We start from the raw sequence: 21,726 nt of genomic DNA on the forward strand, positions 1-21,726 counted from the left end.
GCTGTGTTTGCGACTTCGAATTCTCTCGAATTCAAAACTCGATGCAATCAAACCCATTCATTACTGAATAAATTTGAGTCTTGCTTCTTCTATCTTGTTAAAGAGCGATACAGAGAATAAATCTCGTCCAACTGAAGCAGTCAGAATGAAATCCACGCAATCTCTCGATTGAATGCACTTGATTCTGAGTCCTTCCGGATCTAAACCAACACGGTGATGGCTCACCGCAAGGTGTGGAGGCAGACGGGATCGAACCGACGACCCTCTGCTTGCAAAGCAGATGCTCTCCCAACTGAGCTATGCCCCCATCGGATCAAACTGTTTGTCCATCCGCAAAGCAAATGGTGGGTCAAGCTGGAATCGAACCAGCGACCCCCGCCTTATCAAGACGGTGCTCTAACCGACTGAGCTACTGACCCAGTTCTCCGTATCTCTAACCTACAGCCGATGAGTGTGAATGCTTAATGAGGCATTATCTTTAAAGGAGGTGATCCAGCCGCAGGTTCCCCTACGGCTACCTTGTTACGACTTCACCCCAGTCATGAATCCTACCGTGGTAACCGGCCTCCCGAAGGTTAGCCTAGCTACTTCTGGTAAAACCCACTCCCATGGTGTGACGGGCGGTGTGTACAAGGCCCGGGAACGTATTCACCGCGACATGCTGATCCGCGATTACTAGCGATTCCGACTTCACGCAGTCGAGTTGCAGACTGCGATCCGGACTACGATTGGTTTTATGGGATTGGCTCCACCTCGCGGCTTCGCGACCCTCTGTGACCAACCATTGTATGACGTGTGAAGCCCTGGTCATAAGGGCCATGAGGACTTGACGTCATCCCCACCTTCCTCCGGTTTGTCACCGGCAGTCCCATTAAAGTGCTCAACTGAATGGTAGCAACTAATGGCAAGGGTTGCGCTCGTTGCGGGACTTAACCCAACATCTCACGACACGAGCTGACGACAGCCATGCAGCACCTGTGTTCTGGCTCCTTACGGCACTCCCAAATCTCTTCGGGATTCCAGACATGTCAAGACCAGGTAAGGTTTTTCGCGTTGCATCGAATTAATCCACATCATCCACCGCTTGTGCGGGCCCCCGTCAATTCCTTTGAGTTTTAACCTTGCGGCCGTACTCCCCAGGCGGTCTACTTCCCGCGTTAGCTGCGTTACTAAGCTCCGAAAAGCCCAACAACTAGTAGACATCGTTTAGGGCGTGGACTACCAGGGTATCTAATCCTGTTTGCTCCCCACGCTTTCGTCCATGAGTGTCAGTATCAGCCCAGGGGGTTGCCTTCGCCATCGGTGTTCCTCCGCATCTCTACGCATTTCACTGCTACACGCGGAATTCCACCCCCCTCTGCCGTACTCTAGCGAGCCAGTCAGCAATGCAGTTCCCAGGTTGAGCCCGGGGCTTTCACATCGCTCTTAACAAGCCACCTGCGGACGCTTTACGCCCAGTAATTCCGATTAACGCTTGGACCCTACGTATTACCGCGGCTGCTGGCACGTAGTTAGCCGGTCCTTATTCTTCAGGTACTGTCATCCCCGACCCGTATTAGGGGCCAGAATTTCCTCCCTGACAAAAGGGCTTTACAACCCGAAGGCCTTCTTCACCCACGCGGCATTGCTGGATCAGGCTTTCGCCCATTGTCCAAGATTCCCCACTGCTGCCTCCCGTAGGAGTCTGGGCCGTGTCTCAGTCCCAGTGTGGCGGGTCGTCCTCTCAGACCCGCTACTGATCGTCGCCTTGGTGAGCCTTTACCTCACCAACTAGCTAATCAGCCATCGGCCGCTCCAATAACGTGAGGTCTTGCGATCCCCCACTTTCCCCCTCAGGGCGTATGCGGTATTAGCTTGCCTTTCGGCAGGTTATCCCCCATTACTGGGCACGTTCCGATGTATTACTCACCCGTTCGCCACTAGATTGAAGAGCAAGCTCCTCAACCCCGTTCGACTTGCATGTGTAAAGCATGCCGCCAGCGTTCAATCTGAGCCAGGATCAAACTCTTTCGTTTAATCACTGAATAGTTGCGCACTTGCGTTAACTCAAAAAAACTCGCCCGACCACCGAAGCGGCCAGACTGCTTTCTATCATTTAAGTGCAAGTACTTGATGCACTCATCAAGCACTCACACTCATCGGCTGTAATTTGTTAAAGATCGCTTGCTTCAGGACGCTTCGCTCGGTAAACTCGGCGGGTTTCGCTTCGTTTCTTTCGCTGCGTCATCAGCAGAGAACGCAACTTTAAGCACTTCCCCGTCTTCCGTCAACACCCCGCCGCAACAATTTCGCAGCACAACCGATAAACCCCTGATCGGACAGCGAAATTTCAGCACCCCGGAATCCGACGCATTCGCGCCAGCCCGCCCTGCCCTGCGGCAAAGCTGACAAACCCATGCCAAATGCATGAAATCCGTCAGTTTCGGCCTCGCCGGCCGGCCTGGAATGCCGCCACCGGCTCGTCCAGCATCGGCAGTGCCGGCTTCACCGCGCCCAAAAGAACAACGGGCGGCCAGGGCCGCCCGTTGTCATCGCTCGCGCGAGTATCTATGTGCAAAAGCCGCAATGCGATCACGACCGAGCGCACTTGCAGCCGGAGCGGCCGCCCCCACTTACTGAAAACAGATGTCTGATTTATTGGAACGAGCAACCATGCCCAGAGTGGTGATGTACAGCACGGGCGTCTGCCCGTACTGCGTGATGGCCGAGCGGCTGCTGAGCGCACGCGGCGTCGCGACGATCGAAAAGGTCCGGATCGATCTCGACCCGGCCCAGCGCGAAACGATGATGCAGAAAACCGGCCGGCGCACCGTGCCGCAGATCTTCATCGGCGAAACCCATGTCGGCGGCTATGACGATCTGGCCGCGCTCGATCGCGCCGGCGGGCTGATGCCGCTGCTTGAGGCAGATTAACCGCTGCGCCGCGCCAAGTGGCAGCAGCACTGGAATCGTGCGATGATTTCGCGCGCTGTTCAAAGCAATCAAACACACACCGTGACACCCAGGAAGGAATCATGAGCGAAGAAAACCAAGCAGCGGAAAACCAGCCGGTATTCGCGATCCAGAAGATCTATGTGAAGGACGTTTCGGTCGAATCGCCGAACGCGCCGCAAGCCTTCCTCGAGCAGTTGCAACCCGAATTCAACATCCAGTTCCGCAACGAAGCCCGCGGCTTCGACAACGGTTTCTATGAAGTGAGCCTGACCGTGACCGCCCAGGCCCAGGTCGAAGACCGCACGGTATTCCTGATCGAGGCCACCCAGGCCGGCCTGTTCCAGATCGAGCACGTGCCGGCCGAAGAGATGGACCCGCTGCTGGGCATCGGCGCACCGAGCATCCTCTTCCCCTACCTGCGCGAGACCGTGTCGGACCTGACCACCCGCGCCGGCTTCCCGCCGCTGCTGCTGCAGCCGATCAACTTCGAGGCGATCTACCTGCAACAGCGCGCGCAGCAGGCTGCGCAACAGCAGGCCGGTACCACCGAGACCACGCACTAAACGTGCGCCCGCCCCGCCCTCAGGCGCGGGTCGGTCAAGACGCGCCGTGGCCCGCCACGGCGCGTTGTCATTTGTAGCCATGCCCGACATGCTTCGGGCGATCGGCTATATCGGAATACAGTGGAGGACGACTCTGATGAAACTCGCCGTACTCGGCGCCGGGGCCTGGGGCACCGCGCTGGCGATCCGCTTTGCCGACCAATGCGACGTGACGCTGTGGAGCCGGGATGCCGAACAGGTCGAGACGATGCGCGCCGAGCGCGCCAATCCGCGCTATCTGGCCGACGCACCGTTTCCGCCCGCGCTGTCGGTCAGCGCTTCGCTCGCCGATGCCGTTGCCGCGGCCGATTGCGTGCTGATCGTCACGCCGATGTCGGGCCTGCGCGGCACGCTGCGCGCGCTGCGCGAACTCGGCTCGACGTCGCCGGTGCTGTGGGCGTGCAAGGGGCTCGAAGCCGGGACGATGAAGTTTCCGCACGACGTCGCCAACGAGGAAATGGACCCGGCGGTGCCGCGCGGCATGCTGTCCGGGCCGAGCTTCGCGCAGGAAGTGGCCAAGGGCCTGCCCGGCGCGGTGACGATCGCCGCGACCGATGCCGCATTCGCGCAGCGCATCGTCGAAACCCTGAACACCCCGGTGCTGCGGCTCTATGCCAGCGACGACCTGATCGGCGTCGAGATCGGTGCGGCGGTCAAGAACGTGCTGGCGATCGCCGCCGGCGTCTGTGACGGGCTCGGCTACGGCCTGAACGCGCGGGCAGCGCTGCTGACGCGCGGTCTGGCCGAGATGAGCCGCTTCGGCGCCGCGCTCGGTGCGCGTGCCGAAACCTTCATGGGGCTCGCCGGCATCGGCGACCTGCTGCTGACCGCGACCGGTGACCTGAGCCGCAACCGCCGCGTCGGCCTCAAGCTCGCCGAAGGACTGACGCTCGATCAGGCGCTGGCCAGCCTCGGCCATGTCGCCGAAGGCGTGCCGACCGCGCGCGAGGTCAACCGTCAGGCCAGCACGCTCGGCGTCGACATGCCGATCACCGCCGCGGTCTGCCGGCTGCTGTTCGACGGCGCCAGCGTGCCCGAGATCGTCAGCGCACTGATGGAGCGCGCACCGAAGATGGAAGCGCAGCGGTGAAACTGCGCTACGCGCTGCTCTCGGACATCCACGGCAACCTGGCCGCGCTCGATGCGGTGCTCGCCGACCTGGCCGACTGGCCCGGCGCGACGCTGCTCGACCTCGGCGACACGCTGTACGGTCCGCTCGACCCGCGCGGCACCTGGCAGCGGCTGCTGGCGGAGTCCGAAACGCGGCGCGTGCTCGGCGTCAACGGCAAGCAGGATCGCGAGATCATCGCCGCCGCGTCGTCGGCGACGATGGATTTCGTCGTCGACGAACTCGGCGATGCCGGCTGGCGCTGGCTGCAGAAACGGCCGGCGAGCATGCTGGTCGACAATCTCATCTATCTCTGTCACGGCAAACCCGGCGACGACACACGCTACTGGCTCGAGGACCTCGACGACGGGCTGCGCGCGCTCGGCGACATCAACGCCGACGCGACCGGCATCGTCGCCGAGATCATGGCCTGCGGCCACAGCCATATCCCGCGCGTGGTCACGCTGCCGGACGGCCGGATGATCGTCAATCCGGGCAGCGTCGGCCTGCCGGCGTTCCGCGATGCCGACCCGCCGCACGCGATGCAGACCGGCGCGCCGCTCGCGCGCTATGCACGCATCGAGGCCAGCGACCGCGGCTGGCTGATCGACCACCGTGCGGTACCGTACGACCACGAGCAGGCGGTCGAACAGGCGCTCGACCGGGACCGGCTCGACTGGGGACAGTGGCTCTCCTCGGGCTGGGCCTAAGAAGCAATCATCAAGATGGCTGCGCAGCCGTGATCGCGGGTCGGGCAGTGCTCGGAATCCTCATGGACTTCATGTCCATTCCGGTTCCTGCGCGCTGGCCTTCCCGCGCTGACGGCCGCTCGCCGATCTTGCTGATCGCTTCTTTGCTCCTTCAGATTGCAGCCAGAAACCGCCGCTGTGCCGAGATGAAGGCGTCGCGGTGCGAGACGAAGGGGACGTGTGCGGCGCCGCGGTGGACGACGAATTCGGCCTGCGGCAAGGTCTGCGCCAGCCAGGCACCGGCGGGCAGCGGCGTCAGCGTGTCGCGGTCGCCGAACTGCAGCAGCACCGGCAGGCCGAGCGCGCCGACCCGGTCGCGCAGGTCGGTGTCGCGCAGCATGGCCAGGCCTTCGGCCAGCGCGGTCAGCGACGGTTCGCCGTGCTCGAACAGCTCGTCGCCGAGCCGGCGCGCGACCACCCGCGCCGATTCGTCGCCCATCGCCTGCAGGCTGATGAAGCGCTTGAGCGTGCCGCGCCAGTCGTCGCCGAGGCTGGCGGCAAACTGCGCCAGTGTTTTTTCGGGCATCGCGCTCCCCCAGCCCGGCCGCTGCATGAAGCACGGGCTCGAGGCGACCAGCGACAGCGAACGCAGCTTGTCCGGCGAGCGCAATGCCCATGCGGTTGCGACCGCGCCGCCGAGGCTCCAGCCGACAACGTGGACCGGGAACGGAAACGCGGCGTCGAGCGCGTCGACCATCATGGCCAGCGACAGCGGCGTATCGGTCGCGCTGCGGCCGTGGCCGGGCAGGTCGACCAGGTGATGGCAGGCGTCGCCGGCGAGCGCACCGGCGACATCGCGCCAGACGGCGCCGTTCATCGCCCAGCCGTGCAGCCAGACGACGTCGTCGCCGCGCCCCACGGTATCGAAATGCAGGTTCATTGCTTGTCCAGAAGTGAAGCCAGCGTCGTCGCCAGGCGGGTGATGTCGCCGGCCTCGTGCGCGGCCGACAGGCAGATGCGCAGGCGCGGCGTCGGCACCGTCGGCGGGCGGATCGCCGACACCCACAGCCCGTCGTCGCGCAGCCGTTGCGACAGCGCCAGTGCGGCGGCGTTGTCGGCGACGACGAGCGGCTGGATCGGCGTTTGCGACGGCAGCAGTCCGCTCAACAGCGCGCGCAGGCGGGCGATATGCGCCGCCAGTGCCTCGCGGCGCCAGTGCTCGCGCTCGATCAGCTCGACGCTGGCGAGCACCGCCTCGGCGAGCAGCGGCGGCGCGGCGGTGGTGTAGATGTACGGCCGGGCGACGTTGACCAGGTAGTCGATCACCACCGGTTCGGCGGCGATGAAGGCGCCGGCGACGCCGGCGGCCTTGCCGAGCGTCGCCATGTAGATCAGCCGCGGCGAGGCGATGCCGGCCGCGCTGCCGTGGCCGTCGCCGAGCACGCCGAAGCCGTGTGCGTCGTCGGCGTAGACCCACGCGTCGTAGCGCTCGGCCAGCCGCACGATCTCCGCCAGCGGCGCGCTGTCGCCGTCCATGCTGAACACCGCATCGACGACGATCAGCCTGCGCCGTGCCTCGGTGGTCGCCAGCAGCCGTTCGAGCCGCTCGAGATCGTTGTGGGGAAAGCGCTTGAACGTGGCGTGCGAGAGCTGGCAGGCGTCATTCAGCGACGCGTGATTGAGCTTGTCGGCAAAGATCGCGTCGCCGCGGCCGACCAGCGCGGTGATCGCGGCGAGGTTGGCCATGTAGCCGGTCGACAGCGACAGCGCCGCCGGCTTGCCGACGAAGGCCGCAAGCCGCGCCTCCATCGCCTCGTGCGCGGCGCTGTGGCCGCAGACGAGGTGCGACGCGCCACTGCCGACGCCCCAGCGTGCCGCGCCGGCCTGCGCCGCGGCGATGATGTCGGGGTGGCTGGCGAGGCCGAGGTAGTCGTTGCTGCAGAAATTGACGAGCCGCCGGCCGTCGACGTCGACGATCGCGCCCTGCGGGCTGCCGAGAATGCGGCGCCGGCGGTACAGGTCCGCGGCGCGGCGGGCTTCGAGATCGGCTTCGAGGGCGTCGAAAGGCATGGCGGTCAGCACGGAACGTCGGGCCGCGATTGTACCGCGCTACTCGGACTCGCGACCGAGGCCGTAGCGCTTGAGCTTGTCGTACAGCGTCTTGCGCGGCAGGCCGAGCGCGACGCTCGCGGCGCTGACCTGGCCGCCGGCGCGCTGCATCGCATCGTCGATCAGGTTGCGCTCGAAACGCTCGACCAGCGCCGGCAGGTCGAGCGGCTGTTCGCTTGCCGGTGCATCGTCGAGCAGGCCGAGGACGAAGCGGTCGGCGACATTGCGCAGCTCGCGCACATTGCCGGCCCAGCCGTGCAGCATCAGCTCGCGCAGCCGCCCCTGCGAGACGATCGGCGCCGGCCGGTGGTAGCGCAGCGCCGCCTGCAGCACGAAATGCTCGAACAGCATCGGGATGTCCTCGCAGCGCTCGCGCAGCGGCGGCAGGTTCAGCGTGACGACGTTGAGCCGGTAATAGAGGTCGAGGCGGAACCTGCCCTGCTCGCTCAGCTGTTTCAGGTCGTACTTGGTCGCCGAGACGATGCGGCAGTCGACCGGGATCACCTCGTTGCCGCCGACGCGCTCGATCTCGCGCTCCTGCAGCACGCGCAGCAGTTTCACCTGCAGCGCCAGCGGCATGCTTTCGATCTCGTCGAGGAAGAGCGTGCCGCCGTTCGCGTACTCGAGCTTGCCGATCCGCCGCTTGGTCGCGCCGGTGAACGCGCCGGCCTCGTGGCCGAAGATCTCGCTCTCGAACAGCTGCTCGGGCAGCGCGCCGCAGTTGAGCGCGACGAAGGGCTTGTCGGCGCGGCCGCTGTAGCGATGCAGGCTGCGCGCGACCAGCTCCTTGCCGGTGCCGGTTTCGCCGAACAGCATCACGTCGGCGTCGGTCGTCGCCAGATCGGCGATCTTGCGCCGCAACTGCTCGATGCCCGGCCCCTTGCCGAGCAAGGTCGCCTCGATGCCGCTGCGGCGTTCGAGTTCGCGCCGCAGCTGGCGGTTCTCGAGCACCAGGGTGCGCTTGTCGAGCGCGCGGCGGACGACTTCGACCAGCTGTTCGGACGCGAACGGCTTTTCGATGAAGTCGTACGCGCCGGCGCGCATCGCCTGCACCGCCATCGCCACGTCGCCGTGGCCGGTGACCAGCACCACCGGCAGCTCGGCGTCGATCGCGACGCTGCGCGCCAGCAGCTGCAGGCCGTCGATACCGGGCAGGCGGACGTCGCAGACGATCACGCCGGGAAAGTCCGGCTTGAGCCTGGGCAGCGCCGACTCGGCGTCGGCGCACGCCGTGACGTCGAAGCCGGCCAGCTGCAGGGTCTGCCCGGCCGCCTGGCGGATCAGCGCCTCGTCGTCGATCAGCAACACTTTCATCATGGTCTCCAGTCGACGGCCGACAGCTCGACCTTGAAATACGCGCCGCCCTCGGGCCGGTTGCCGGCGGTGAGCCGGCCGCCGAAATCGCGGACGATGGACAGCGAGATCGCCAGCCCGAGACCCAGCCCCTCGCTGGCGGATTTGGTCGTAAAGAACGGGTCGAAGATCGCCGGCAGTTGCGCCTCGGCGATGCCGGGGCCGTTGTCGCTGACCGTGATGCCGACATGGTCGCCCGACGCGGCGACGCCGATCCGGATCGCCGGCTGCGGCGAGGTCCGGACCGCGTCGAGCGCGTTGCGCAGCAGGTTGATCAGCACCTGTTCGAGCCGGACCGGGTTGCCCGAGACGCGCAGCCCGGTGTCGGGCTGGTCGATGTCGAGCCGGACCTGCTGCTGCCGCAGCCGCTGCTCGAGCAGCAGCAGCGCGTTGCCGATCGCCGCGTGGACCAGCACCGGCTCGACCTTGCCGTCGCTCTTGCGCGCAAACGCGCGCAGCTGGCCGGTGATCTTGCCCATCCGCTCGGTCAGTTGGGCGATCAGGCCGAGGTTGCGGCGCACTTCGCCGGTATCGCCGCGGTCGAGCAGTGCCAGCGCGTTCTCCGCGAACGAGCGCATCGCCGTCAGCGGCTGGTTCAGCTCGTGCGTGACGCCGGCGGCCATCTGCCCGAGCACCGCAAGCTTGCCGGCCTGGATCAGCTCGTTCTGCGCCGCGCGCAGATTGGTCTCGGTGCGGATGCGCTCGGCGATCTCGCGCTGCAGTTGAGCGTTGGCGTCGACCAGATCGCGCGTGCGCGCGTCGACCTTGTGTTCGAGTTCGTCGTGCGCCTGCCGCAGCGCGGCGCTGGCGCGCAGGTTGTCGCGGATCCGCCGGCGCCGCTGGCGCCAGAACAGCAGCCACGACAGCAGCGCCAGCAGGCCGAGCGCACCGCCGGTCACGGTGTTGCGCACGACCTGCCGCACCGGCGCAAGGTCGCTGAACAGTACGATGCGCCACTCGAGATCGGGCAGGTTCAGCGTCTGCACCAGCACCTCGCTGCCGCGCGGCCCGGTCGCGCGCTCGGTGTCGGCGTCGAGCGGCTGGCGCTGTTTCAGCGCCAGCACCGGGAAATCGGCGCGGCCGTACTGGCGGGTGTCCTCGATGAAACGCAGCGTCTCGGCCGGCAGCGGCGTCAGGCTGTGCCACAGCCAGTCGGCGTCGGTCGACAGGAAGGCGACGCCGTGGCGGTCGGCGACGAGCATGCGCTCGCCGCCCTGGCGCCAGTTGTGTTCGAGGCCGTCGAGGCTGACCTTGGCGACGACGACGCCGATCACCTTGCGGCCGTCGAACACCGGGTAGGACAGGAAGTAGCCGGGCTGGCGGGTGGTGAAGCCGACACCGTAGAAACGCCCGCCGTGGCCCTCGCGCGCCTGCAAGAAGTAGGGCCGGAAGCTGTAGTTCCGGCCGACGTAGCTCTGCGGGGTATCCCAGTTGCTCGCGGCGATCGCCGTGCCCTGCGCATCGAGCAGATAGAGCACCGACGCCTGCGCGCTGGCCTTGTTGATGATCAGGTAGCGGTTGACCTTGTCGCGCAGCGCCGCATCGTCCGGTGCGCGCAGCAGCGCCGCCAGGTCCGGATGCGTCGACAGCGCGAACGGCAGGTAGGCGTAGCGGTCGACCGCGTTGCGCAGGCTGCCGGCGTAGACGTCGAGCCGGTGCCGGCCGGCCTCGCGCAAGCGCTCGGTCTCGGCGCGCTCGCCCCACGCCGCCAGCAGCCACAGCAGGCCGGCGGCGGCGGCCAGCGCAGCCAGCCAGAGCAGGACGCGCGCCGGCCGCGACATCAGTCGGTCGTCAGGCCGAGCAGTTCGGCCCGCTGGTGGCGCTGCTGCTCTTCCATCACCAGTTCCGCCAGCTCGCGCTTGAGCGCGTTGAACGCCGCGGCGCTCGGGTCGCGCGGGCGCGGCAGCTCGACCAGCACGTCGCGCTTGACGGTGCCGGGGCGGTAGGTGAGCACGATGATGCGGTCGGCGAGATAGATCGACTCCTCGATGCTGTGGGTGACGAACAGGATGGTCTTTTTATACGTTGCCCAGATTTTCAGCAACTCGTCCTGCAGGCTGCGTCGTGTCAGCGCGTCGAGCGCGCCGAACGGTTCGTCCATCAGCATGATCGGCGAGTCGAGTGCCAGCACGCGCGCGATCGCCACGCGCTGGCGCATCCCGCCCGACAGGTCCTTCGGGTAACGGTCGCGGAACTCGGTCAGCTTCAGCGTTTCGAGCAGGCCGGCGACCTTGGCCTCGATCTCGTCGGCGCTGCTGCCCTTGATCTTCAGCCCGAAGGCGATGTTCTGCGCGACGGTCATCCACGGGAACAGCGCGTACTCCTGGAACACCATGCCGCGATCGGGCCCGGTGTCGGTGACGACGCGGCCGTCGACGCGGATCTCGCCGCTGCTCGGCAGCGAAAAGCCGGCGACGGCGTTGAGCAGCGTCGACTTGCCGCAGCCCGAAGGCCCGAGCAGGCAGACGAACTCGCCTTCGGGAATGTCGAGGTGGATGTCCTGCAAGGCGATCACATCGTCGCCCGGCGTCTTGAACACCTTGTGGACGTGATCGATCTGGATTTGTGTCGTCATGATTCAAACCTTTGTTATTTCCGCTCACATCCGGCCGAGGGCGCGAAGGCGGAGCGCAGACAGTACAAGTGGTACGGCAAGCGCCGACGACAAAGCCATCGGCCGGATGCGGGCGGGAATCAGTGTTCGAGGCCGCGATGCCAGCGCAGAAGATGGTTGTTCAGCGTATTCATCGCCGTATCGATCGCCAGCCCGAGCAGGCCGATCGTGAACATGCCGGCGATGATCTTGTCGGACCAGAAGTACTCGCGCGCCTCGAGGATCCGGAACCCCAGGCCGTTGTTGACGGCGATCATCTCCGAGACGATGACGACGATGAACGCCGTGCCGACGCCGATGCGCGCGCCCGAGAGGATGTACGGCGTCGCCGCCGGCAGGATCACCCTGGCGAACATCGTCCACTGCCCGGCGCCGAGGTTGCGCGCCGCGCGCAGGTAGATCGAATCGACATGGCGCACGCCGGCGATGGTGTTCATCAGCACCGGGAAGAAGGCGCCGATGGCGATCAGGAAGATCGCCGGCGCGTTGCCGAGGCCGAACCACAGGATGGACAGCGGGATGTAGGCGATCGGCGGGATCGGCCGCAGCACCTGCATCAGCGGGTTGAACCAGCCGTAGACGCGCTGGCTCGCGCCCATCAGGAGGCCGAGCGGCAGCGCCAGCCCGGCGCCGATCAGGAAGCCGACGACGACCCGGTACAGGCTGCCGAGCGCATCGTGGATCAGTTCGCCCGAGACCAGCCAGCCCAGCCGCGACATCTGCGCCGGATCATACGGTTCGAGTGGCAGCAGATAGGCGTACCAGCGCACCAGCACCTGCCACGGCGACGGCAGGATCTGCGGATTGAGCCAGCCGGCCTGCGCCGCGCCCTGCCAGAGCGCGACGACCAGCAGCGGCACCCACAGCCCGCGTACGGTTTTCAGCAGACGGTTCATGCGGCCTCCTTATTTGACCTTGAGCGCGGTCTTGGCTTGATCGAGCAGATCGAGCCTGACCCATTCCCTGGCGACCGGCGGCTTGACCATCTTGCCGACGCCGTACTTGACCATGAAGTCGGTGGTGATCTGCATGTGCTCGGTGCTGAGGTTGTAATAGAACGGCGAGTTGGCGATCGCGTCCTGATAGTCGTCGGCGGTGATCTGGCCCTTGAACATATTGTTGCGCACGTAGTTTTCGGCCAGCTTCGGATCGTCGATGAAGGCCTTGGTCGCCTGGACGAAACAGCGCATGAACTTCTCCGCCAGCGGCCGGTTGCCGTTGTAAAGCTTCTCGGTCATCACCAGCGTGCGGATCGGCTCACCCATCGGCGTGTCGTACGGCTTGAGCAGCTCGGTGCCGAAGCCCTTGTTGATCGCCTGCGACGCCTGCGGCTCCGACTGCGCCATCGCGTCGATCTGCTTTTGCATCAGCGCCTGGTTCAGGTCGGCGAACGGCAGGTAGACGATCAGCACGTCCTTGCCCGGCTTCTCGGACCAGCTCAGGTTGGCCTTGGCCAGCTCGGCCAGCAGCAGCAGTTCCTGCGCGCCGCCGCGGGCGACGCCGACCTTTTTGCCCTTGAAGTCGGCGACGTTCCTGATCGGCGACCCCTGCTGGACGACGATGCGCACCCCGCCCCGGGCAAAGCCGGCGACCGCATACACCGGCACGCCGCCGGCCCGGCCGGCGATCGCCGCGTCGGCGGCGCTGGCGGCGATGTCGATCTCGCCGGCGATGATCGCCGGCATGATATCGAGCCCCTTGGCGAACATCCGCTCTTGGACCTTGATCCCGCACTTGGGCGCGATTTCCTTGATGTACGACACCGCGCCGTAATGGGCGAACTTGAGGTTGCCGAGCCGGATCACGTCGTCATCGGCGGCATGGGCGAACGTGGCGGCGAGGGACAGGCACAACAGCAGGGACAGCGGTTTCATCAGCGTGGCTTCCGTAGTTGCAGAGGTTGGACAACGCGAATCCGGCCGGGATGGCGCGGCATGCAGGCCGCTACATGCAAGCACCGTGCCAGCCAGAATCCGTTGTTTTCCTACTTTCCAAACCGTTGAAGCCCAAAGGAAAACCGGCCGGGCATCGCTGCCGGGCCGGTAGTCACCGTGGCGAAACTACGGAATCGGCCGGCTCAGCCCGTGCCGAAAACCGCCATGCTGAACACGCGCCACAGCGCGAACACCGCCAGACCGCCGCCGATGCCGGCAAGCAGGTGGTTGAAACGCCAGACGATCAGCCCGGTCGCCAGCGCGCCGGCGAGCTGGGCGTTGTGGATGTCGAGGTAGAACGCGCCGTCCTTCAGCAGCACCGTCGGCACGACGATGGCCGTCAGCACCGCGACCGGCACGTAGTGCAGCGCCCGCCTGAGCCAGTCGGGCAGGCCGTCGCCGATGCCGAACCAGAAACACGCGCGCATCACGTAGGTGATTAGCGCCATGCAGAGGATCAGCGTGCTCATGCCCGCCCCCGCGACTCGAGCGCGACGCCGACGGCGACGGCGGACAGCGCCGCGACCATCAGCCCGAGCTGGTAAGGCAGGCCGTGCGCCAGCAGCGCGACGATGCCGGCGGTCAGCGCCACGCAGACCTGCACGCGGTTCTTCAGCTGCGGCACGACGATGCCGACGAAGCTGGCGACCATCGCGAATTCCAGCCCCCAGTGCTGCAGCTCGGGGACCACGTTGCCGAGCGCAACGCCGACCGCGGTCGAGCCGACCCAGCTCGTGTACAGCGTCAGGCCGGCGCCGAGGTAGTAGCGGCGCCGGTCGACCCGGCCGCGCTCGCTGCTGAAGCGGTTATAGAGCACCGCGAACGCCTCGTCGGTCAGCAGGAAGGCCAGCGCGGCGCGCCAGCGCCGCGGCAGCCCGCCGACATAGGGCGCCATCGTCGCGCTGTAGAGCACATGGCGCAGGTTGACGACGAAGGTCGTCGCGACGATCACCGGCGCGCTGACGCCGGCGGCGAGCAGCGTCACCGCGATGAACTGCGCCGAGCCGGCGTAGACGAACAGCGACATCGCCAGCGCCGCCCAGGGCGACAAGCCGGCGGTGCCGGCCAGCGTGCCGAAGATCAGGCCGAATGGCGCAATGCCGACGACCATGGCGAGCGTGTCGCGGCAGCCGGCAAGCATGCCGTCGACGCGTTCAGTACAGGGAGAAGTCATCGGCCGATGATAGGCGAGCGGCACGCGCGGCCACCGGAACAGTGCACTGGTGAAACGACCGTTACAGATCGCGCCGCGGCGGTGCCGCCGGGGCCGCGTGGCATAATGCGCGCATGCCCCGTTCCGCCTCCTGGCACACGCCGCTCTGCCTCGCCCCGCCGCCGCTCAGGCCGTGGCTGACCGAGCGCGGCTCGCTGACCGCCCGGCTGATCGCCCATTTTCCGGCGTTTTCGGTTCGGGTCTGCGCACAGGGGCCTGCACCCGTCCACGATGACGAACGCCGGGCGATCGCGCTGGCGCGCCGCAGCCGGCAGGTCGAAACCCGCGAGGTGCTGCTGATGAGCGGCGAGACGCCGCTGGTATTCGCACACAGCGTGCTGCAGCACGCGGCGCTGCGTGGCGGTTTCCGGCGCATCGGCCGGCTCGGCAATGCCTCGCTCGGCTCCTTCCTGTTCGCGACCCCGACGATCCGCCGCTCGCCGCTGGCATGGCGGCAGGTCGATGTGCGTCACCCGCTGTGGCGCAAGGCCGCGCAGCACGTCGCCGGCCTGCCGCCGCGATTGTGGGCACGCCGCTCGCTGTTCTTCGCCGGCCACGACCGTCTGCTCGTGACCGAAGTCTTCCTGCCGCCGGCCTTTCCGGCCAGCACGGCACCAACCGCATGCCCAGCACGATGAACCCGGACAACACGCTCTCGCTCTACCTGCGCCTGGCGCGCCTCGACAAACCGATCGGCATCATGCTGCTGCTCTGGCCGACACTGTGGGCGCTCTGGTTCGCCAGCGCCGGCCGGCCGGACTGGGCCATCGTGGCCATCTTCGTTGCCGGCACCGTGCTGATGCGCTCGAGCGGCTGCGTGATCAACGACTACGCCGACCGCGATTTCGACAAACACGTCGCCCGTACCAAGGCCCGGCCGCTGACCAGCGGCAAGGTCAGCGAAAAAGCGGCGTTGCTGTACGCCGCCGGCCTGGCGCTGGCGGCGCTGCTGGTCGCGCTGCCGCTGAACCGGCTGGCGCTGCTGCTGGCCGTGCCGGCGGCCTTTCTCGCCGCCAGCTACCCGTATACCAAGCGGTTCTTCGCGGTTCCGCAGGCGTATCTGGGCGTGGCCTTCGGCTTCGGCATCCCGATGGCCTATGCCGCGGTGACCGGTACGGTACCGGCCGCTGCGTGGTGGCTGCTGCTGGCGAACGTGTTCTGGTCGGTTGCCTACGACACCGCCTACGCGATGTGCGACCGGCCGGACGACCTGAAGATCGGCATCAGGACCTCGGCCATCACCTTCGGCCGCTTCGACGTCGCCATCGTCATGGCGTGCTACTTCGCCTTTCTGGCGGTCATGCTCGCCGTCGGCCTCGATACCGGCCGCGGCCCGCTCTATGTGGCCGGAGTCGGCGCGGCGGCGCTGCTGGTGCTGTTCGACCAGTACCCGCGCATCCGCCACCGCGAACCGCAGGCGTGTTTCAGGGCCTTTCTGCATGCAAACCGGATGGGCGCGGCGATTTTCCTCGGCGTACTGCTCGATTACGCGCTCGGCTGAGCCGCCGCCGGGCCGGGCTCGCCGAAGCAGACCCGGTTGCGGCCGCCCTGCTTGGCCGCGTACAGCGCCTCGTCGGCACGCTTGAGCAGCGACTCGATATCGTCGCCGGCCACCGCGCTCGCGTATCCGATGCTGACCGTAAACCCGATCGTCTGGCCGTCGGCCTCGAAACCGCCCTGCTCGAAGCGGGTACGCAAGCGCTGCAGCAGCGGCTCGGCGCCATGCGCATCCGTTTGCGGCAGCATCAGCGCGAACTCCTCGCCGCCGATCCGCCCGAGCAGGTCGTCGTCGCGGATCGCCGCCGCAACCGTTTTGACCAGGTAGACCAGCCCCGCGTCGCCGACCGGATGGCCGTAGCTGTCGTTGATCCGCTTGAAGAAATCGATGTCGATGATCGCGACGGTCAGCGCATTGCCGTAGCGGTGGCCGCGCCCCAGTTCGGCGCCGAGCACCCGCTCGAACTTGCGCCGGTTGGCGCAGCCGGTGAGGAAGTCGCTGTCGGCCTGCCGCTGCAGCTTGCGGTTCGCCCGCGCCAGTTGCCGGCCCAGCCGCCGGACATGACGCAGATAGGTGGCCAGTACGATGACCAGCGCCAGCGCCAGCGCACCGCTGCCGCCGATCAGCGTGAAGTAGAGCCATTGCCGCGTCGCCAGCCGGCTCAGTTCGGGCAGCGGCACCAGCATGTGCAGCGTCAGCTGGTCGAATCCCGCGTCACCCTGGCTCAGGAACAGTTGCGGCACGCTGCTGCCGGCGCGCAGGAACAGCCCGTCGGGCAGCAGCGGGGAATCCACCGGCTCGAGCGGCAGCGGTTTGAGCGGCAGCGCACCGTAACGGCTGGCACGGACGGCGCGATCGGCCTTGTCGATGCCGGCCCCCGGCAGCGTGTGCCAGAGCAGTGCGTGATCGCGCCCCATCACGATCACGCCGAACTGGTCGGTCACCATCAGCGCCGGATCGACGAACAGCGCATCAAGCGTTTCGATCCGGATCTTGGCCACCGCCACACCGGCGATGTGGCCACTGTTCAGGATCGGCGCGGAGAAATAGAAGCCCGGTTTGCCGGTGTGCGTGCCGTAGCCGAAAAACCGCCCGCCGTGCCCCTTGAGCGTCTCGGCGAAGAAGTCGTGACCGGCCAGCGAACGCCCCAACAGCGAATCCGGCTCGCCCACGTCACTGGCGAGCACGATCTTCCCGTCCGGCGCCAGCACCCAGATCGCGTCACACATTGACCGCTCGCACAGCATGGCCAGGAAGCGGTCGGCTTCGCCGACATTGGCGGAGGTCGGCGTCAGCAGCGCACGGCGAATCGCCGGCGCATCGGCGGCGATCTCGGGTTGCGCCTTGAACCCCTGCCAGCGGTCGGCAAAGGCGCCGCCGAGCAGCCGCAGCCGCTCCGCGCGACGCGCGGCGACATCGGCGACGGTCTGCGCCGCCTCGGCACGTACGACCACCGTGCCCAGCCACCAGGCGACCGGCGCCCAGAACAGCAGCAACACGACATAGAGGCCGGCCGCCCTGGCGAAAGCCCGGGGCAGCGAAGCCAGCTTGCCCGGCATTTTCGATTTACCCACCTGCATATTCGACCCGGTTGCGTCCACCCTGCTTGGCCGCGTACAGCGCCGCGTCGGCGCGAATCCGCAACCTGTTGCCATCGTCGCCATCGCACGCCAGCGCGAATCCGATACTGATCGTAAACGCGATCGGCGTGTTCGCAACATGAAAACCGCGCCGGGCGACGCATGCGCGCAACCGCTCGAGCAGCCGGCGTGCCCCGGCCTCGCCGGTCTGCGGCAACAACAGGGCGAACTCCTCGCCGCCGACCCGCGCCAGCAGGTCGGCCTCGCGGATTTCCTGCCTGACCGTCTCGACGAGGTCAACGAGCGCCGCATCGCCGGCCGGATGCCCGTGGACGTCGTTGATGCGCTTGAAATAATCGATGTCGATCAGCGCCAGCGTCAGCGGCGCGCCGTAACGCCGGCCGCGTGCCAGCTCGACCGCCAGCACCCGGTCGAACTTGCGCCGGTTCGCGCAGCCCGTGAGGAAGTCGGTCTCGGCCTGCTGGCGCAGCTCGTGGTTGGCCCGCGCCAGTTGCCGGCTGAGCAGGCGGGTTCGCAGCAGGTAGATCAGCACCAGCAGCCCGAGCGCGCCGAGCAGCAGTCCGCAACCGCCGATCAGCGCGAAATACAGCCGCTGCCGCTCCGGCAGGTGTTCGAGCGAGCGCAGCGGCACCAGCATGTGCAGACGCAGCCCGTCCAGCCCCGGGATCGCACTGTCGAGCAGCAGCGACGGCGCCGCCTCGCCGTCGACGTGCACCAGCCCGGCCGGCAGCGGCGACCGCGCCGGTGCCAGCACCAGGGGCACCAGCCTGGGCAGGTGGTAATGGCGCTGCAGCACCGCCGGCGACAGCGACAGCGCGGACGCGCCGGGCAGCACCCGCAGCCGGTAGCCGGGGTTGCGGGCGAGCACCAGCACGCCAAAAGCATCCGACAGCAGCAGGTCCGAATCGTCGATCATCTTGTCGAGCGTGCTGATCTTCACCTTGACGACCACGACGCCGAGCACCGTGCCGTCGACCAGCACCGGCGCGGAAAAGTAGAAACCCGGCAGGCCGGTATGGGTGCCGTAGCTGAACTGCATGCCCGGCTTGCCGCCGATCGCGTCGAGGAAATACGGCCGCTGCGGCAGCGATGCGCCGAGCAGGCTGCCGGGCTTGCCGGCGTCGCTGGCCAGCACGATCCGGCCGCCGCGATCGAGCACCCAGATGACGTCGCCGAACGAGCGGGCGGCAAACATCGCCAGGTAGCGGCTGGCGCTTTCATCGTGCGCCGCACCCGGTGCGATCAGTGCCCGGCGGACCTCCAGCGTATGCGCAAGGATGTCGGGCGTCGCCTTGAGATTGTCGAAGCGGCTGGCGAGGTTGCTGCCGACCCGGTGCAGCTCGGCCAGACGGCGCGCCTGCACCAGCGCGACGAAGCGCTCGGCTTCGGTGCCGACGACACGCGCGCTCAGCCACCAGGCCAGCGGCAGCCAGCACAGCGCCAGCAACACCAGCAGGCCGGCCCCGGCCTGCAGCGGGTGCTGGCGGAGACGCCGGCGCAGCGACGCCATCACGGGTCGGCCGCCATGCATACACGGTTGCGCCCGCCCTGCTTGGCCGCATACAGCGCGGTATCGGCACGCTGCAGCAGCGACTCGGGGCCTTCGTCGGGGTGGGCCGCCGCGTAACCGATGCTGATCGTCAGCGGGATCGCCTTGCCGTCGTGGACGAACTGCCCGGCCGCGATCGCGGCGCGCAGCCGTTCGAGCAGCAGTTGCGCGCCATCGATGCCGGTTTGCGGCAGCAGCAGGCCGAACTCCTCGCCGCCAAGCCGCGCGAACAGGTCGGTATCGCGGATCGACAGCGAAATCATGTCGGCCAGATAGACCAGCGCCGCATCGCCGGCCGGATGCCCGTGCACGTCGTTGACGCGCTTGAAGTAGTCGATGTCGATGATCGCCGCGCAGGCGTGCTCGCCGTAGCGGCGCGCACGGGCCAGCTCGCCGGCGAGCACCTGGTCGAACCGGCGCCGGTTGGCGATGCCGGTCAGCGCGTCGGTCTCGGCCTGGCGGCGCAGCTCGGTGTTGGCAACGGTCAGTTGCTGGCGCAGCCAGCGTGTCCGCACCAGATAGATCAGCAGCACCAGCAGCATCGCCAGGCCGAAGAAACCGGCGCTGAGCATCGGCCACAGCACCACGCGCCGGCGGGCATCCAGTTCGGTCAGCATCGTCAGCGGCACCAGCAGGTATGCCCGCAGATCATTCCGCACGTCGCCCGGCCTCCCTGCCACCAGCAGGTACGGTACCGGGTCGTTCGGCAAGCGCACCACATTGGCCGGCAGCGCCGGGTCCGCCCGCGGCAGCGTCAGCGCGACAAAGCGCTGCTGCCGGTACAGCAGCATTCTGGTCTGCCGATCGAGCCGGTCGACCGTCGCCCCCGGGTAGGTCATCAGTTGCAGCGCAGGGTGGCTCGACAGCACGATCACGCCGTTCTGGTCGACCAGCACCAGATCGCGATCGACGATTTCCTTGGCCGCGGTAGTCAGGTCGATCTTGACCAGCACGACACCGAGGATCATGTCGCCCGAGCGGACCGGCGCCGACAGATAGAAACCGGGATGACGGGTCAGCGCACCAACGCCAAAGCGCATGCTGTAGCGGCCATGCAGCGCATCGTCGAACGCCTGGCCGCGCAATACCGGCCCCTGAAGCGGCATCGTCTCGTCGAAATCGCTCGACAGCAGCTTGCGCCCCTCCCGGTCGACGACCAGTATCTTGTCGACGGGCAGGCTGTCGACCATCAGGTCCAGCCCCCTGCCGGCCTTGCTCCGGAACTGCTCGGACTGCGGATCGATGAGAACGGCGCGGACCTTTTCCTGCTCGGCCAGGATGCGCGGTACGGCCTTGAGCAGCTCGCTCCGGCGGTGGAAACGGGTCGCCACCTGCGTCAGCTCGACCTGTTTCTGACTCATCAGCAGGTCAACCTGCCGCGACGCCTCGGCCGCCACGATCGCCTGGCTCCAGCGTTCGGCAATGGCCATCCAGGCCACGCCGAGGATCAGGAACAGCACCACGCCGAGCTCGAGCGGCTTGGCCAGTATCTTGTCTTTGATGCGCTGCAATTGAACTCCCGTTGACCGCGCTTTGGTCGCGCACTTGCACCAGCTTTACTCATGCATAGCATGCATTGTCGGACACTTTAAGCCGGTGCGGCGTCGCACGATTTCCGCCCCGCAGCGCTTAAAATCACCATATGCCGCCGACCTCCGTCCCGCCTCTACCGAACGCCGATGATCCTGCCGCGCTGGCGCTGTCCGATTTCGAAGCCGGCACGCCGCGGCAGTGGTACTGGCTCGAGATTGCCGCCACCCGGGGTGGAACGGCAAGTCGCCTTACCGGCGTGTTGCGCCACGTCGGGCCGTTGTGGTGCTGGCCATGGCTCGAGGACTTGGCCGGCGCCCGGCTGTACGCAGCCACGCTGGCCCCGGCATGGCAACGGGCACGCGATCAGGCCGCCGGCGCCGCACTGTACGCGGCGGTGCTGCCGGCGCTGCTTGCCGGGCTGGGGCTGCTGCCGGCCACGCAGGCATTCGCCGGCTGGCTGCTGGTCCTGTTCGGCCCGCTCTGGCTGGCCTGGCGCACGAAACCGGCCCCCCCTGCGGCCCCCGGTGCACCGCTTGCCGCCGCGCTTCCGGGGCCGGAGGAATGCACCGGCCTGACCGGGCTGCTGCTGGCGAGTGACTGCCCGCCGGAGCAGGCCTTGACGCTGGTCGCCGCACTGCGCGCCAACCCCGATGCGGCATGGCCGGCGCTGGTGCAGCGCTTGCCGCAACTCATGCCGCCGGCGCCGACGCGCCGCCAGTGCGGGCTGCTGCGCGGTGCCGCCTGGCTCGCCGGCGCCGTGCCGGCTACGCTGCTGCTGTCGCTGCTGCCATCGCCCTGGGGGCTGATCGCGGCAGGGCTCGCCGGCGCCGGGCTCAATACCGTGCTGCTCGGCCGGCGCGCCGGGCTGGTCACGCTCGGCAGCGCCGCACTGGTCTACGGCCTCGGTGCCGCAGTCCATCTGCTGTAGGTCAATACCGCGCCAGCAGCCATACAGCCGCGAAATGCGCTGTGATAAAATCGCGCCCATT

The 21,726-nt window shown here is 67.1% G+C and carries 19 protein-coding genes, 2 tRNA genes, 1 rRNA gene and 1 other RNA gene; 8 read left to right on the forward strand and 15 right to left on the reverse strand.

Annotation, left to right across the window (positions count from 1 at the left end; translation table 11 throughout):
- Positions 1-234: 234 nt before the first annotated feature.
- From BJP62_RS08115 to BJP62_RS08125, 3 genes are all read right to left on the reverse strand, one after another.
- Positions 235-307: transfer RNA gene (locus tag BJP62_RS08115), tRNA-Ala, on the reverse strand.
- Between the two features lie 35 nt (positions 308-342).
- Positions 343-419: transfer RNA gene (locus BJP62_RS08120), tRNA-Ile, on the reverse strand.
- A gap of 61 nt (positions 420-480) precedes the next feature.
- Positions 481-2,015: ribosomal RNA gene (locus tag BJP62_RS08125) — 16S ribosomal RNA — on the reverse strand.
- Between the two features lie 637 nt (positions 2,016-2,652).
- On the opposite strand from BJP62_RS08125, the gene grxC reads away from it, so the two are divergent.
- The 5 genes from grxC to BJP62_RS08150 all read left to right on the forward strand — a co-directional run bounded on the left by grxC (position 2,653) and on the right by BJP62_RS08150 (position 5,494).
- Positions 2,653-2,913 carry a glutaredoxin 3 gene (gene grxC / locus BJP62_RS08130; RefSeq protein ID WP_070528753.1) on the forward strand — a complete coding sequence of 87 codons (261 nt, stop codon included), beginning with the start codon at positions 2,653-2,655 and terminating at the stop codon, positions 2,911-2,913.
- Between the two features lie 101 nt (positions 2,914-3,014).
- Positions 3,015-3,497: a protein-export chaperone SecB gene (secB, locus tag BJP62_RS08135; protein WP_070528756.1), complete on the forward strand. Its 483-nt coding sequence runs from the start codon at positions 3,015-3,017 to the stop codon at positions 3,495-3,497.
- Between the two features lie 136 nt (positions 3,498-3,633).
- Entirely contained in the window at positions 3,634-4,626 is a 993-nt protein-coding gene (locus BJP62_RS08140; protein WP_070528759.1) for an NAD(P)H-dependent glycerol-3-phosphate dehydrogenase, read from the forward strand.
- Complete coding sequence (locus BJP62_RS08145; protein ID WP_168163816.1) at positions 4,623-5,354, forward strand: metallophosphoesterase; 732 nt, start codon at positions 4,623-4,625, stop codon at positions 5,352-5,354. The genes BJP62_RS08140 and BJP62_RS08145 overlap by 4 nt, the downstream gene beginning before the upstream one ends.
- A gap of 62 nt (positions 5,355-5,416) precedes the next feature.
- Positions 5,417-5,494, forward strand: a non-coding RNA gene (locus BJP62_RS08150) — sX9 sRNA.
- Between the two features lie 11 nt (positions 5,495-5,505).
- Here BJP62_RS08150 and bioH read toward each other — a convergent pair.
- From bioH to BJP62_RS08195, 9 genes are all read right to left on the reverse strand, one after another.
- Positions 5,506-6,273, reverse strand: coding sequence for a pimeloyl-ACP methyl ester esterase BioH (gene bioH / locus BJP62_RS08155; protein WP_070528762.1), 768 nt, complete (start codon positions 6,271-6,273; stop codon positions 5,506-5,508).
- Entirely contained in the window at positions 6,270-7,403 is a 1,134-nt protein-coding gene (bioF, locus tag BJP62_RS08160) for an 8-amino-7-oxononanoate synthase (RefSeq protein WP_070532483.1), read from the reverse strand. Before bioF ends, bioH begins: the two co-directional genes overlap by 4 nt.
- A gap of 39 nt (positions 7,404-7,442) precedes the next feature.
- Positions 7,443-8,756 carry a sigma-54 dependent transcriptional regulator gene (locus BJP62_RS08165; protein WP_070528764.1) on the reverse strand — a complete coding sequence of 438 codons (1,314 nt, stop codon included), beginning with the start codon at positions 8,754-8,756 and terminating at the stop codon, positions 7,443-7,445.
- Positions 8,756-10,576 (reverse strand): ATP-binding protein, encoded by a 1,821-nt coding sequence (locus tag BJP62_RS08170; RefSeq protein WP_070528765.1) that lies wholly within the window; start codon positions 10,574-10,576, stop codon positions 8,756-8,758. The genes BJP62_RS08165 and BJP62_RS08170 overlap by 1 nt, the downstream gene beginning before the upstream one ends.
- Positions 10,576-11,370 carry an ABC transporter ATP-binding protein gene (locus tag BJP62_RS08175; protein WP_070528767.1) on the reverse strand — a complete coding sequence of 265 codons (795 nt, stop codon included), beginning with the start codon at positions 11,368-11,370 and terminating at the stop codon, positions 10,576-10,578. Before BJP62_RS08175 ends, BJP62_RS08170 begins: the two co-directional genes overlap by 1 nt.
- 119 nt (positions 11,371-11,489) lie before the next feature.
- Positions 11,490-12,305 (reverse strand): ABC transporter permease, encoded by an 816-nt coding sequence (locus BJP62_RS08180; protein ID WP_070528769.1) that lies wholly within the window; start codon positions 12,303-12,305, stop codon positions 11,490-11,492.
- A 9-nt stretch (positions 12,306-12,314) separates the two neighbouring features.
- A complete protein-coding gene (locus tag BJP62_RS08185; protein ID WP_083300792.1) occupies positions 12,315-13,283 on the reverse strand; it encodes an ABC transporter substrate-binding protein in 969 nt (322 codons plus the stop codon).
- A 203-nt stretch (positions 13,284-13,486) separates the two neighbouring features.
- Positions 13,487-13,813, reverse strand: a complete 327-nt coding sequence (locus tag BJP62_RS08190) for an AzlD domain-containing protein (RefSeq protein WP_070528771.1) — start codon at positions 13,811-13,813, stop codon at positions 13,487-13,489.
- On the reverse strand, positions 13,810-14,517 hold the full coding sequence (locus BJP62_RS08195) for an AzlC family ABC transporter permease (protein WP_236943681.1): 708 nt from the start codon (positions 14,515-14,517) through the stop codon (positions 13,810-13,812). Before BJP62_RS08195 ends, BJP62_RS08190 begins: the two co-directional genes overlap by 4 nt.
- A 113-nt stretch (positions 14,518-14,630) precedes the next feature.
- Between BJP62_RS08195 and BJP62_RS08200 the strand changes: the two genes are divergently transcribed.
- Together BJP62_RS08200 and ubiA are read left to right on the forward strand one after the other, a co-directional pair.
- On the forward strand, positions 14,631-15,194 hold the full coding sequence (locus BJP62_RS08200; protein ID WP_070528776.1) for a chorismate lyase: 564 nt from the start codon (positions 14,631-14,633) through the stop codon (positions 15,192-15,194).
- On the forward strand, positions 15,179-16,057 hold the full coding sequence (ubiA, locus tag BJP62_RS08205) for a 4-hydroxybenzoate octaprenyltransferase (protein WP_145927149.1): 879 nt from the start codon (positions 15,179-15,181) through the stop codon (positions 16,055-16,057). The genes BJP62_RS08200 and ubiA overlap by 16 nt, the downstream gene beginning before the upstream one ends.
- On the opposite strand, the gene BJP62_RS08210 is transcribed toward ubiA, so the two are convergent.
- From BJP62_RS08210 to BJP62_RS08220, 3 genes are read right to left on the reverse strand one after another with little or no spacing between them, the layout of a single operon-like run.
- Positions 16,042-17,634: a sensor domain-containing diguanylate cyclase gene (locus BJP62_RS08210; RefSeq protein WP_168163817.1), complete on the reverse strand. Its 1,593-nt coding sequence runs from the start codon at positions 17,632-17,634 to the stop codon at positions 16,042-16,044. The genes ubiA and BJP62_RS08210 overlap by 16 nt on opposite strands.
- Positions 17,621-19,165 (reverse strand): sensor domain-containing diguanylate cyclase, encoded by a 1,545-nt coding sequence (locus tag BJP62_RS08215; RefSeq protein WP_070528781.1) that lies wholly within the window; start codon positions 19,163-19,165, stop codon positions 17,621-17,623. The genes BJP62_RS08210 and BJP62_RS08215 overlap by 14 nt, the downstream gene beginning before the upstream one ends.
- Positions 19,165-20,715 carry a sensor domain-containing diguanylate cyclase gene (locus tag BJP62_RS08220; RefSeq protein ID WP_070528783.1) on the reverse strand — a complete coding sequence of 517 codons (1,551 nt, stop codon included), beginning with the start codon at positions 20,713-20,715 and terminating at the stop codon, positions 19,165-19,167. Before BJP62_RS08220 ends, BJP62_RS08215 begins: the two co-directional genes overlap by 1 nt.
- Positions 20,716-20,846: 131 nt before the next feature.
- On the opposite strand from BJP62_RS08220, the gene BJP62_RS08225 reads away from it, so the two are divergent.
- On the forward strand, positions 20,847-21,665 hold the full coding sequence (locus tag BJP62_RS08225) for a hypothetical protein (RefSeq protein ID WP_070528785.1): 819 nt from the start codon (positions 20,847-20,849) through the stop codon (positions 21,663-21,665).
- The last annotated feature ends 61 nt before the right edge of the window (positions 21,666-21,726 follow it).

Origin of the sequence: Jeongeupia sp. USM3 (assembly GCF_001808185.1) — a bacterium.
In the GTDB taxonomy this organism is placed as follows: domain Bacteria; phylum Pseudomonadota; class Gammaproteobacteria; order Burkholderiales; family Chitinibacteraceae; genus Jeongeupia.